Source organism: Pseudomonas sp. FW305-28 (assembly GCF_017351395.1).
Classification (GTDB): domain Bacteria; phylum Pseudomonadota; class Gammaproteobacteria; order Pseudomonadales; family Pseudomonadaceae; genus Aquipseudomonas; species Aquipseudomonas fluorescens_AA.
Genome location: NZ_JACNDD010000176.1, coordinates 1 through 12,895 on the forward strand (window position 1 = coordinate 1; position 12,895 = coordinate 12,895).

Sequence of the window (12,895 nt, forward strand, 5' to 3'; positions counted from 1 at the left end):
GCCCGCAAGGGCGATATATCCCTATCGCCAGACATTTCGTCGACAATACAGAAAACATTATTTGCATTATTTGTATACAAAAGCATAATTCGCTTCGTGCGAGTTCCTGACCAACAGGTCAACATACTTCGCCAGCCTTACCTGCCTCAGCGCATCGCAGCCACCCCAGGGCGTTTGCGGTGCTGGAAATAACAATAAGACTCTTGAGGAGTACTCGCTGTGGAAAGCCGCAAACCCGAAGCCCGGACGCTGGACCTCTCGCCGCCACTACGCAGTGGCTGGCTGGAACGCCTCTTCAAACTCAGCTTGCATGGCACCACGGTGAAGACCGAGCTGATTGCCGGCCTGACGACCTTCATCACCATGGCCTACATCATCTTCGTCAACCCCAACATCATGGCCGACGCCGGCATCGATCACGGTGCCGCGTTCGTCGCCACCTGCATCGCCGCCGCCCTGGGCTGCCTGTTGATGGGCCTGTACGCCAACTGGCCAGTGGGCCTGGCACCGGGCATGGGCCTGAACGCCTTCTTCACCTACACCGTGGTCGGGACCATGGGCTACAACTGGGAAACCGCGTTGGGCGCGGTGTTCATTTCCGGTGTGCTGTTCATGATCCTGACCCTGTCACGGGTGCGCGAGTGGCTGCTCAACAGCATTCCCGTGAGCCTGCGGTTCGCCATGGGTGCGGGGGTCGGGTTGTTCCTCGGGCTGATCGGCCTGAAAACCGCCGGGATCATCGTCGACAGCCCCGCGACCCTGATCAAGCTCGGTTCGTTGCGTGAGCCCGGTCCGCTGTTGGCTGCGGTGTGCTTCCTGATGATCGCCGTGCTCAGTTATCACCGCGTGTTCGGGGCGATCCTGATCAGCATCATCGCCGTGACCCTGGCCGGTTGGGGCCTGGGGTTGGTGCAGTACAACGGCGTCATGTCGACCCCACCCAGCCTGGCCCCGACCTGGATGGCGATGGACGTGGCCGGGGTGTTCAATGTCAGCATGATCAGCGTGGTGCTGGCCTTCCTGTTCGTGCACATGTTCGACACCGCTGGCACCTTGATGGGCGTTGCCCAGCGCGCCGGGCTGGTGAAAGCCGATGGCAAGATCGAGAACCTGTCCCGCGCCTTGAAAGCCGACAGCGCCTCCAGCGTATTCGGCGCCATGGTCGGTGTGCCGCCGGTGACCAGCTACGTGGAAAGTGCCGCCGGTGTGGCCGCTGGTGGCCGCACGGGGCTTACCGCCGTGACCGTCGGTGTGCTATTTATTGCCGCCATGTTCTTCGCACCGCTGGCCGGGATGATCCCGGCCTATGCCACGGCCGGGGCGTTGATCTACGTGGCCATGCTGATGATGGGCGGCATGGCCCATATCGAATGGGACGAACCGACCGACAGCATTCCGGCCATCGTCACGGCCATCATGATGCCCCTGACGTTCTCGGTCGCCGACGGTATCGCCCTGGGGTTCATCACCTATGTGGTGCTCAAGGCCGGCACCGGTAAACACAAGGAAATTTCCGTCAGCCTGTGGGTGCTCTGCGCGATCTTCATCGCCAAGTTCATCTTCTTGTAAGCGATACCGTATCCACCCCGCCTCACCCCTTGGGTGAGGCTTTTGTCCATCAGGAGCAAAGCAATGAATCTGGAAACCTGGCTGTTGTTCAGTGGCGCCGCCTTGGTGGTGATCCTTATCCCCGGCCCGCTGTCGCTGTTGATGATCGGCAACAGCCTGAACTACGGCCTGCGTCGCTCGTACCCGGCATTCCTCGGTGGGGTGATCGCGTCGATCTGCCTGCTGAGTGCCTCGGCGTTGGGGCTCGGTGCGTTGTTGCTGGCGTCGGAACAATTGTTCAGCGCCCTGAAAATCGTCGGTGCCCTGTACCTGTTCTACCTGGCCTGGCAGAGCTGGCAGCAGTCGCGGCAACCTGCCCAAGGCGCCGAAGTGCCCCAGGCCGCCGCGGTGCCACGTTTCCGCGCGTTGTTCGGCCGGGCGTTCGTGCTGGGTGCCAGCAATCCGAAAGACATCCTGTTCTTTGCCGCTTTCCTGCCGCAGTTCCTGAGCGCCGAACAACCCTTCCTGCCGCAACTGCTGATCATGATCGCCACCTGGACCGTACTCGACCTGCTCTGCAAACTGGCCTACGGCCTCGGCGCCCACGGCGCGGCGCGCTATCTGCGCACCGGCAAGGGCCAGAGCTGGTTCAACCGGATCAGCGCGGGCCTGTTTGGCGGCGCGGGTGCAGCCTCCTTAATGTCCACCCACTGAGCCCTCGGCTTTGCGAATGCCTTTGTGTGCGGCATTCGCAAAACATCGCAACAACCCATCGATATACAGCACTCGGGAAAACACCTTACATAGAGGGCCAATTCAAACATCGTTGAACAAGGAAGTTCACAATGGCCCAACTTATAGCGCCCTCTTCCGCTACTGACGACCGGGGTGTCGTCATTAGCGATATTGTCTTTCAGGCCAATGAGCATACGATCGAGACGCTCGACTTCAAAGTTGCCGATCAATCGCAACTCAATCCGGAACACAAGCACCGGCAAGCCCAACTCGAAGTCGTCGACAAACTTTACGGCCCGCTCCAGATCGGCTCCGTAGCCGTGACCCGCTCCGCCCTGAATGCACTGGGTGCAACCACTGACGGTCAGGTATTGAACGGTGAAAACAGTTTCTTTCGCATCGCCAGTCGTTTTTTCCTGGACTCACTGCAGTTCAATGCGGCGGATGTCGAAACTCATATAAAACTGACCGCCGATGCAAACGACTACCGCTTGCCGACATTGCTTTTTGAAATAGCCAGCCAACGCTCACGCGCTGCGCGTCCATTATTAAGAGCCAACCTTGCAGTACAGACTGAAGCGGGCAGTTATCACAATATCCTGGAAAAACTCCTGAAGTCTGCACAGGGCCTCGACCCTCATCAGTTTGCCCAGACTTCACTGAACTGGGTAAACAAGACCAAGAGCCAGATCCTCATCCCCACCGGCCTGGGACTCCAGGCCTTCGGAATCTACAGCGGCCTGCGCGGCCTGCAAGACGCCATCCGCAACAAGGACGACTACCAGACCCTGTTCAACGGCGCCAGCGTGGCCGCCGAAGTGGCTTCCTTGGGCGTCGAAGCGCTGGTGACCCGACAAGCCACGCAAATGATCCGGGCCGGTCAGCGCTCCCTGGGGGATTTCGCGAAAACCACCTTCGCGACTCGACTGGCCCGGGGAAGCGGGCTGATTGCCAGCGTGTTGACCCTGCCTTTCGATATCGTCTCTGCAGTTGACGCTTTCAAGGCCGCCGCCAACGCGAGTGGCAAAGCGGCCACCGATCATTACGTCAGCGCCGCCTTGAGTGTCACCAGCGCCGCGATGACCCTGACCATCGGCTTGGCCGCGCTGGCAGGCTTCAGTTCAGCCGGTCCGGTGGGCCTTGCCGCCGGGCTTATCCTGGTGGTCGGGTCACAGGTCTGGGGGGCGATTCGCCAGGTCGATGAGATCGACGACTACATAACCCTCAGTGCCCACGAGCGCCTGCGAACGGGTTGGTTCGCCTTCTGGACAATCAGCCCTGACGACGATATCCAGGAGCGCTACACCCTCGCCAAGGCGACCGCCGAACACACCAGGCAACTGCGGGCCAACGCCTTGAACTTGCTCAAGGGCCCGTTGAAAGACAGCACCGAGGCGATCGTGAACGGTCGATTCACCGTGGAACTCGAGCAAGTGACCTATAACACTTGGAACTGGTGGACCGGCGAAAAGTATCAGGCAACGAACACGCGCCCGAAAATCAAGGACAGCGATGACTGGATTGATGCCCGCCAAGGCGTCACGCTCGAAACGCCTGGCGCAGTCATCGAAGCGGCGGCGGAGCACAAAGGCATCCGTTGGTATATCGGCGGCGGCAATGACACGGTTTTCGGGGTAGAAAACAAGCCGAACGTTTTCCACTACGGGTCAGGCGTCAAGCGGCTGAGGGGCGGCGCGAAAGACGATGTATTCGTTTTCGAAGGCTCGACATCCATTGCCCCGGGAGACGAAGTACCTGCGCCGAACCGGCTGGCAGGTGGTTCGGGTAACGACACGCTGATACTGGCCGGCAATCCCGGCCATGGCCAGGTGCCGCGACTGGGTTATCACATCGACCTGGAGGCGGGGCAGGCGTCCATCATCACTCAGGAAGATCCCAAGAGCGAAAGCGGACAGCATCGCCACGCGCTTCTTGAAGGCATCGAACATGTGGAAATCCTTGAGGGCGGCACCCATGTCATCAAGGGCAGCGCCGGCGCGAACATCATCAAGTCCCGGGGCAACGATCTCATCGAGGCCGGCGCGGGAGACGACCGGATCTTCATTCTCGGCGGCAACAACCGCAACGCCGACGGCGGGCCTGGGGACGATGCCTACGTCATCGCCCACAAACCCGGCCACGTATCGATCACCGAGGACGGCATGGGCAGCAGCGTCATTTCCCTGGACTGGCGCGCCGACCTGATTGAAAGCTGGGTGATCGAGCAGGGCAACCTGGTGATCACGTCGTGCTTCGATGGCAATGACTGGGAGTCACGCAAGGTCACCCTCAACAATGTCTATGCCGATACGGACTATCCAAGAGCCTTACAGAACAACCGCCTGACCTTCACGACAAAGGACGGCTTCCACTGGGTGCCAGACCTGCCGGAGACGCTGGAGCACGACAGCCCCCTCGTCATTGAAGCGGTCATGGTGCAACACGGCATCCCCCGGAACCCGGCCATCCTCAATGACCGAAGCGAGCGCTGGGTGGCCCACGATAAGGACACGAGCTACTACGTTTCCCGGTTGATTGAATTCACCACGCTCAAGGTGAGACAGAAAAGTGAGTATTGCACCACGCTTCACCTGGACTATACCCATAGCGAACTGACTCGGGTCGAAGCTCACTACAACGCCTATGTCATCCAGGAAGACGGAGGGGACACGGTGAAATATGGTGAGTGCGGTCTCACCCTGGATTTTGGCAGTCGCCGTGTCGTCCTGAACAACCTGGCCCGTTCCGATGAGCGCTACAGCGCGCGGACAAAGACCAGCGGGCGACGTGCGTTTTCCGCATTGGATTCGCAGCACACGTTTATCCTGATCATGCGCGACGGCGCCTCCTACCGCCTGGCCATCCCCACCCCCGACCCCGCGCGGTTGCTGAATAAGGGATTCATCGACAAGGATCCGGTGCAATGGAAGACACAAGCTCCCCTTTCACTCACGCCGACCAGAAAGCACTACGCGTTTCTCCAGCCCCTGGATAAGAAGCCCCATCCCATGGGCAACCAGGCCACCTGCGCGATGCTCACGCCAGCCGTTGAGCAGACCGGTATCGAAGTGCTGACAGGCCAAGGCTCCACGTACCTTGTCCACCTGAGCCCGGGCATGACACTACGGCTGACCACGCCAGGCGCGCTGGCCGGCGCCAATCCCCGACTGCCCCAGGCATCCACTTGGGAACTCGACGCCACCCGCCTCGGGGAGGTCGAGATCAAACTGGCCAATAACCTGCTGCAGGTAGGCACGACGATCCTTCATCTACCCGCCTACGCAGAGGACGACCTCGTCGACCAGATACGCGTCATCACGGCCCAGGGTGTCGTCCATGCAGTCGACAGTCTGTTCGAGCGCGTCTATGTAACGGCACTGGACGGCCGGTATTTTTCGCCCCCGGTCGATCCCGAAGCCGCCCTGCCCCCCGAATTGTCACGGTTAGCATCGGCACAACTGAGGGTGTCCAACATGGCGCTCAAAGATGGCTCGCCCGGCTCACTGAGTTATCACCTCAAGGCGCGCCAGTGGACCCTCGATACCGATGAATCGCGGGTCATCGCCGCAACGAGCCTAAGAAAAACCAACTTGTGCGATCACCATCTCAGCCTTTATCAGGACCTGGCTCGCGAAGGGCTCAGCCAGAACCCACCCCTGGACGACGAGGCGCTGCGCTTGTTGCGCGAACAGTGCGTGAAATGGGCCGAAGGCACGACGTTGAACAAGTCACTGATGCTTGCGCAGGCCATCGCGCTGAGCCCGACTTTTGGCCTGGAACTTCCTCATTGGCGTTGGCTGCTCTCCCCGGGCGAGATCGTCTCCAGACAGACCTAGCCCTGACGAGCGACTGCGAACACCTCTTGCAGACGCAATACATATGTACTGCACCCGCCCGTTGATTTTCCAAGAACATCTTTCAGCGCGTTGCCCGTCAATCCACACGACGGGCGGCGACGTATTCATTGTTCATACTTTTCAAATTCAAGAGCGCAAACGTCAATGAGCCCCAGAAAAAACACCCGCCCCAACGTTCCAACTTCGCCTCCCGATACGCCCCACGGCAGTCGCGATACCACACCCGAAAGCCTGCCCAGGAGCCCTATCAGGGTCGATGGCAGCGATTCGTCGCCCGGCTCGTCGCCTGGGCGACAAACCGAAGCCGCTGACGCCCAGGCCACGGCGGTCCAGGTAGCGGAACTCACCTCCCAAGCCGCCATCGCCCATGTGCCCGCCTCGCTATCGCTGGACAATTATTACCTTTCCCCCGAGCTGATCCCCATGCTGTCGGACCCGGACCCGACCTCCGGGATCCAGACATTCAGGACCCGGACTTACGTCAAACTTGCCGAAGGTGGAACGGTGCTATTGGGGCGCGATGCCGACCAAAACTACCGGGCGCGCTCAAGCGCTGAGCTCGTTGCGTCCGGCCCCCGCCTGGAACAAGTCGAAGGCAGCCTACTGTGGCGGCAGGTTTCCCACGGCAGCGACTCCACGCTCACCATTACCCGCTACAACGTGCCGGACGATGATCCTCTGGAAGGGCCCGCGCCCAAACGCCAGCGCACGGCGCCACCCTCCAGCGAAGTCGCAGTGGAAACCACCCCGGTTTTTCGCAAGGAATGGGGGGTCGAGCCAAAGCTCACCCTGCCGGCCTTCATCACCATCGGCGACGTTCACTATAAGCGGGTGACACGTGTCGACGCACGGGACTACCCCATTGCCTACATCCAGCAACCTGGCCATCCCGCCTATGATTTTGATCTGCTGGAAGCCATCCTCAGGCATACCCCGGACGAGCAGCCCCGAAGCGTAATCCGCGTGCCACCGGACAACCATTGGGAGATCGATGCCAGGCTTCCCTTCGAGAAACCGCTGACGGCCTATGTCAGGGCAGTGTTTCCCGAGGTCACCACAGTCACCCTGGAAAATATCGCCAGAAGGCAGTTCGAACTCGCCAACAGCTCCTCGATCGCCGACGCTGCGGGCCTGACCGCACTGAGGCAGATTTTCCATAGCTGGAAAAACGCCGTTCCCTCGCCCCATCCGCAATGGACCGACCCCTTGCTGATGCTGCCCGTACTCCCGACCTCTTCAGGGATCACGAGCGCTTCGCGTTCGATAGACCTGCCCATTTCCACCTCGACGGGGAGACTGGATCGGCTGGATTTCGACCCCCTACGGTTCCCGCGAGAGTGGAATTTCTTCATGTCGACCTACTCGCCGATGGACCTCAAGCGCTTCATGGCCGGCATCCTGACGCGCAATGGCTACACGGTCATGGAGCCCAACAGTTTCAACAGCTTTCCGGCACTGGTGTTTCGGCGCACCGGGCATGACTATGTATTTTTCATGAGCCTGCATCGCACTCGCATGCCGAAACTCTCCCTGCCCACCCACATGAATCCCAACACCACCGGTATCAACCTGGAGACCCAGGTCGGCGACGCTGCCGCACAAGCGGTCAAGGACGCCCATCAGGCCGGCAAAATCATCTGGCTAAAGGGCGGTTCACAGATCCGGCCTGGCTACGCGGACACTGTCTTTATCATTCGGGATGACAACGCCAGGCTGTAGGCTGGCGGCAAAAAAAAGCCCGCAGTGTGAGCGGGCGAAAAACCAAAGAAGCGCCATGCGCAGTCGCTTCCAGGAGAGGCAGCTGCTTGGGGGTCAACTGCCTCGATAGGTTGAATAGGCGTAGGGCGAAATCAGCAGGGGCACGTGATAATGCTCCTGCTCGGCCGAAATGCCGAAGCGCAGCACCACCACATCCAGGAACGCCGGCTCGGGCAGTTGCACGCCACGTGCGCGGTAATAATCGCCGGCATGAAATTGCAATTGATAGACGCCCGAGCGGTAGTCCTCCCCTTGCAGCAAGGGTGCATCGCAACGGCCATCGCTGTTGGTCTGCGCGCTGGCGACCAGCTGCAATTGCGAGCCCTCCACCCGGTACAACTCGACCTTGATCGCGCTGCCCGGGCAGCCATGTGCAGCATCCAAAACGTGAGTAGTCAAACGTCCCATTGCTTCTGCGCGCCTTGCTGCGAGGGCAGCCCGGCACGACGCCTCCTGAATCAGTTGAAAGACAGGCCGCACCGGTTCGGAGCACGAAACGCTGCGGCGATGAGCGAATTAAGACACTTTAAAAGAAAATTGTACACAATAAAAAATAAACATTCAGTCCATGGATTGCGCAACGGCACGCCGGCCCCGGCCTCAAGCAAACCAAATGAATACAAGATCCTCCTGACGATTCATTGACCAAGTGGGCAGGTTTCTTGCAGTGTAGACAAGCCAGGGACCGCGGTGAAAAATGCAGAAAATCAGGCTTACAAATCGCGCATAAAGTTGTATACAATCACTCCATCGTCGTGACGCCAGCCTATATTTCATCATCAGGGCGCCACCCACATGGTTCGAACAAGAAGGAAAACTGCAGTGAGCGCTGACTACCCACGCGACCTGATCGGTTACGGCAATAACCCTCCCCATCCCCAGTGGCCGGGCAACGCCCGCATCGCTTTGTCCTTCGTGCTCAACTACGAAGAAGGTGGCGAGCGTAACGTCCTGCATGGCGACAAGGAATCCGAAGCGTTCCTTTCGGAGATGGTCGCCGCGCAACCGCTGCAGGGCGAGCGCAACATGAGCATGGAATCGCTGTACGAGTATGGCAGCCGTGCCGGTGTCTGGCGGGTCCTCAAGCTGTTCAAGGCATTCGACATCCCGCTGACCATCTTCGCCGTGGCCATGGCCGCCCAGCGCCATCCGGACGTGATTCGCGCCATGGTCGCCGCCGGTCACGAAATCTGCAGCCACGGCTATCGCTGGATCGACTACCAATACATGGATGAGGCCCAGGAGCGCGAGCACATGCTCGAAGCGATCCGCATCCTCACCGAAATCACTGGCGAGCGCCCGCTGGGCTGGTACACCGGCCGCACCGGCCCGAACACCCGCCGGCTGGTGATGGAAGAAGGCGGTTTCCTCTATGACAGCGACACCTACGACGACGACCTGCCCTACTGGGAACCCAATACCCCGAACGGCAAGCCGCACCTGGTGATTCCCTACACCCTCGACACCAATGACATGCGCTTCACCCAGGTGCAGGGTTTCAACAAGGGTGACGATTTTTTCCAATACCTGAAGGACGCTTTCGACGTGCTGTATGCAGAAGGTGCCGAGGCGCCGAAGATGCTCTCCATCGGGCTGCATTGCCGGCTGATCGGCCGCCCTGCGCGCCTGGCATCCCTCAAGCGCTTCCTCGAATACGTCAAAGGCCATGAACACGTCTGGTTCAGCCGGCGTGTCGACATCGCTCGCCACTGGCAGCAGGCCCACCCGTACCAAGGGGCTTCGAATCCAGGAGCCTCGAAATGACCGCCTTCCAGACCCTCAAGCCTTCCACCTTGAGCCGTGACGCCTTCGTCCGGGCTTTCGCCGATATCTACGAACATTCGCCATGGGTCGCCGAAAAGGCGTTTGAACTGGGCCAGGATCCCTCGATCGACGAGATCGAGACCCTGCACCAGCGCATGAGCGACATCCTGTTGAGCGCCGATCACGCCAGCCAACTGGCGCTGATCAACGCCCACCCGGACCTGGCCGGCAAAGCCGCCGTCCAGGGCCAACTGACCGAAGCCAGCACGAACGAACAGGCCGGCGCCGGTATTCACCAATGCACGGCAGAAGAGTTTCAACGCTTCACCGAGCTGAACGACGCCTACAAGGCCAAGTTCAAGTTTCCCTTCATCATGGCGGTAAAAGGCAGCAACCGGCACCAGATCCTCGCGGCATTCGAAACGCGCATCCATCACTCGGCAGACGCCGAATTCAAATGCGCGCTGGCAGAGATCAACAAGATCGCGTTGTTCCGATTACTGACCCTTTAGCGAGCAGCCTCCTGCAAGCATCCCCAGCCAACTTATTTAAAGGCAGACAAGAAGAATGAAAGCTTACGCCGTACCTTTCGAGAAGTTCGTCAACCTGGCCGACGCCCGCCTGGGCACCAAGATCATCTCGGTCACCGACGACTGGTTCGCCGACGCCAACCGCCTGTTCCAGCCGACCCCGGCCGTGTGGAAGGAGGGCGTGTTCGATGATAACGGCAAGTGGATGGACGGCTGGGAATCGCGGCGCAAGCGCTTCGAAGGCTACGACAGCGCGGTGATCCGCCTGGGTGTGGCGGGGTCGATCAAGGGCGTGGACATCGACACCTCATTCTTCACCGGCAACTACCCACCATCAGCCTCCCTCGAAGCCTGCTTCCTGACCGAAGGCGAGCCGGACGAAAACACCCAGTGGACTGAAGTGCTGTCGGCCGTGGAGCTGCAAGGCAACAGCCACCACTACCACGAGATCAGCAATGACCAGGCCTTCAGCCACCTGCGTTTCAACATCTACCCTGATGGCGGCGTGGCCCGCTTGCGGGTCTACGGCATTCCGTACCGCGACTGGTCGGCCGTGGGCGACAACGAACAGATCGACCTGGCCGCCGCCCTCAATGGTGGTCGCGCCCTGGCCTGCTCCGACGAGCACTTCGGCCGCATGAGCAATATCCTCAACCCGGGTCGTGGCGTGAACATGGGCGATGGCTGGGAAACCGCCCGTCGTCGCACCCCGGGCAATGACTGGGTGATCGTCGCCCTGGGCCATGCCGGCGAGGTCGAGAAAGTCATCGTCGACACCCTGCACTTCAAGGGCAACTACCCCGACAGTTGCTCGATCCAGGGCGCGTTCGTCAAGGGCGGCACCGACAGCCAGATCGAAACCCAGTCGCTGTTCTGGCGCGAACTGCTGCCGAGCCAGAAGCTGGAGATGCACGCCGAGCACACCTTCGCCGAGCAGATCAAGGCCCTGGGACCGATCACCCACATCCGCCTCAATGTGTTCCCGGATGGTGGCGTGAGTCGCCTGCGGGTGCTGGGCAAGGTATCGAAGTAAACACCGCACCTGTGGCGAGGGAGCTTGCTCCCGCTGGACTGCGCAGCAGTCCCATTTTGAGGGCCGCTTCGCGCCCCAGCGGGAGCAAGCTCCCTCGCCACAGAAGCTGAACAAACGACACAGAATTTTTTGGATAAGAAGACCAGCATGCGCACACTCAAGATCGAACCGTTGACCAAAGAAGCCTTCGCCCCGTTCGGTGACGTGATCGAAACCGACGGCAGCGATCACTTCATGATCAACAACGGTTCGACCATGCGCTTCCATCGCCTGGCGACGGTGCAAACCGCTACGCCGGACGATCAGGCGATCATCAGCATCTTCCGCGCCGACGCGCTGGACATGCCGCTGACCGTACGCATGCTGGAGCGCCATCCGCTGGGCAGCCAGGCCTTCATTCCGCTGCTCGGCAACCCCTTTCTGATCGTGGTCGCGCCACTTGGCGATGCACCTGTATCAGGCTTGGTCCGCGCCTTCGTCACCAACGGCAGGCAGGGCATTAATTACCATCGCGGCGTCTGGCACCACCCGGTGCTGACGATCGAAAAGCGGGATGACTTCCTGGTGGTTGATCGCAGTGGCACAGGCAATAACTGCGATGAGCATTTTTTCCAAGAGGATGAGTGTTTGATCCTCGCCCCCCACCAATAAGAGAAGGTCCGATCACGCGCAGACAAGCGTGACGGGCGAGAGGTAAAGACTGTGGAAGCACATATGCTGGAATGGCTGAACCTGAGCGTGCGCTGGGTTCACATGATCACTGGCGTGGCCTGGATCGGCGCGTCGTTCTACTTCGTCTGGCTGGAAAACAACCTCAATCGCGTCAACCCCAGGAGCGGCCTGGCCGGTGACCTGTGGGCCATCCACGGTGGCGGCATCTACCACCTGGAAAAATACAAACTTGCACCACCGTCCATGCCGGACAACCTGCACTGGTTCAAATGGGAAGCCTACTTCACCTGGATGTCGGGTATCGCCCTGCTGTGCGTGGTGTTCTATTGGAACCCGACCGTCTACCTGCTGGCCCCCGGCAGCGGCCTGAGCGGCCCCGAAGGCGTCGCCTTGGGCATCGGCTCGTTGTTCGTCGGCTGGTTCGTCTATTCCTTTCTCTGCGACTCGGCCCTGGGCAAACGCCCTGCCTTGCTCGGCCTGATCCTGTTCGTGCTGCTGATCGCCGCGGCCTACGGGTTCAGCAAGGTGTTCAGCGGTCGCGGTGCCTACCTGCATGTCGGTGCGGTCATCGGCACGATCATGGTGGGCAATGTGTTCCGCATCATCATGCCGGCACAACGTGCCCTGGTCGCGGCCATCGCCGAGAACCGCACTCCCGACCCGGCATTGCCGGCCAAGGGCTTGTTGCGTTCGCGCCACAACAACTACTTCACCCTGCCGGTGCTGTTCATCATGATCAGCAACCACTTCCCGAGCACCTACGGCAGCCAGTACAACTGGTTGATCCTGGCCGGTATCGCCGTGGCGGCGGTGTTGGTGCGGCATTACTTCAACACGCGCCATGACAGCAACCGGTTTGCCTGGACGCTGCCGGTCGGCGCCCTGGCGATGATCTGCCTGGCTTATGTCACCGGCCCCAAACCCATGCCCAGCGCACCGGACGTGGCCAAGGCACCCGGCGTGATCGAGTACCAACCGTTGCCGGAAACGGCAGTGGG

General features: G+C 60.4%; 10 protein-coding genes. 9 read left to right on the forward strand and 1 reads right to left on the reverse strand.

Features of this window, described 5'->3' with window-relative positions; all coding sequences use genetic code 11:
• Window positions 1–219: 219 nt before the first annotated feature.
• The 4 genes from J4E53_RS26975 to J4E53_RS26990 all read left to right on the forward strand — a co-directional run bounded on the left by J4E53_RS26975 (window position 220) and on the right by J4E53_RS26990 (window position 7,859).
• Window positions 220–1,569: an NCS2 family permease gene (locus J4E53_RS26975; protein WP_060741127.1), complete on the forward strand. Its 1,350-nt coding sequence runs from the start codon at window positions 220–222 to the stop codon at window positions 1,567–1,569.
• 63 nt (window positions 1,570–1,632) lie between these two features.
• A complete protein-coding gene (locus J4E53_RS26980) occupies window positions 1,633–2,262 on the forward strand; it encodes a LysE family translocator (RefSeq protein ID WP_060741126.1) in 630 nt (209 codons plus the stop codon).
• 131 nt (window positions 2,263–2,393) lie between these two features.
• Window positions 2,394–6,119, forward strand: a complete 3,726-nt coding sequence (locus J4E53_RS26985) for a calcium-binding protein (protein WP_103310805.1) — start codon at window positions 2,394–2,396, stop codon at window positions 6,117–6,119.
• A 165-nt stretch (window positions 6,120–6,284) separates the two neighbouring features.
• Entirely contained in the window at window positions 6,285–7,859 is a 1,575-nt protein-coding gene (locus J4E53_RS26990) for a hypothetical protein (protein WP_146042670.1), read from the forward strand.
• Between the two features lie 93 nt (window positions 7,860–7,952).
• Here J4E53_RS26990 and uraH read toward each other — a convergent pair whose 3' ends face one another.
• Entirely contained in the window at window positions 7,953–8,306 is a 354-nt protein-coding gene (uraH, locus tag J4E53_RS26995; protein WP_060741123.1) for a hydroxyisourate hydrolase, read from the reverse strand.
• A 414-nt stretch (window positions 8,307–8,720) separates the two neighbouring features.
• Here uraH and puuE point away from each other — a divergent pair, with 414 nt between their 5' ends.
• The 5 genes from puuE to J4E53_RS27020 form a co-directional block, all read left to right on the forward strand.
• Entirely contained in the window at window positions 8,721–9,662 is a 942-nt protein-coding gene (gene puuE / locus J4E53_RS27000; RefSeq protein WP_060741122.1) for an allantoinase PuuE, read from the forward strand.
• Window positions 9,659–10,174, forward strand: coding sequence for a 2-oxo-4-hydroxy-4-carboxy-5-ureidoimidazoline decarboxylase (gene uraD, locus J4E53_RS27005; RefSeq protein WP_060741121.1), 516 nt, complete (start codon window positions 9,659–9,661; stop codon window positions 10,172–10,174). The genes puuE and uraD overlap by 4 nt, the downstream gene beginning before the upstream one ends.
• Window positions 10,175–10,229: 55 nt before the next feature.
• Complete coding sequence (gene alc, locus J4E53_RS27010; RefSeq protein WP_003204527.1) at window positions 10,230–11,225, forward strand: allantoicase; 996 nt, start codon at window positions 10,230–10,232, stop codon at window positions 11,223–11,225.
• Between the two features lie 147 nt (window positions 11,226–11,372).
• Window positions 11,373–11,876, forward strand: a complete 504-nt coding sequence (locus tag J4E53_RS27015) for an ureidoglycolate lyase (RefSeq protein WP_060741120.1) — start codon at window positions 11,373–11,375, stop codon at window positions 11,874–11,876.
• A gap of 51 nt (window positions 11,877–11,927) precedes the next feature.
• Window positions 11,928–12,895 (forward strand): urate hydroxylase PuuD (locus tag J4E53_RS27020; protein ID WP_310650545.1); only part of this gene is annotated, 968 nt, incomplete at its 3' end.

What these genes read in the sequence shown, in the direction of transcription:
- J4E53_RS26980 (WP_060741126.1), top strand. Translation starts at nt 1,633, where the DNA reads ATGAATCTGGAAACCTGGCTGTTGTTCAGTGGCGCCGCCTTGGTGGTG.
- J4E53_RS26985 (WP_103310805.1), top strand. Translation starts at nt 2,394, where the DNA reads ATGGCCCAACTTATAGCGCCCTCTTCCGCTACTGACGACCGGGGTGTC.
- J4E53_RS26990 (WP_146042670.1), top strand. Translation starts at nt 6,285, where the DNA reads ATGAGCCCCAGAAAAAACACCCGCCCCAACGTTCCAACTTCGCCTCCC.
- uraH (WP_060741123.1), bottom strand. Translation starts at nt 8,306, where the DNA reads ATGGGACGTTTGACTACTCACGTTTTGGATGCTGCACATGGCTGCCCG.
- uraD (WP_060741121.1), top strand. Translation starts at nt 9,659, where the DNA reads ATGACCGCCTTCCAGACCCTCAAGCCTTCCACCTTGAGCCGTGACGCC.
- alc (WP_003204527.1), top strand. Translation starts at nt 10,230, where the DNA reads ATGAAAGCTTACGCCGTACCTTTCGAGAAGTTCGTCAACCTGGCCGAC.
- J4E53_RS27015 (WP_060741120.1), top strand. Translation starts at nt 11,373, where the DNA reads ATGCGCACACTCAAGATCGAACCGTTGACCAAAGAAGCCTTCGCCCCG.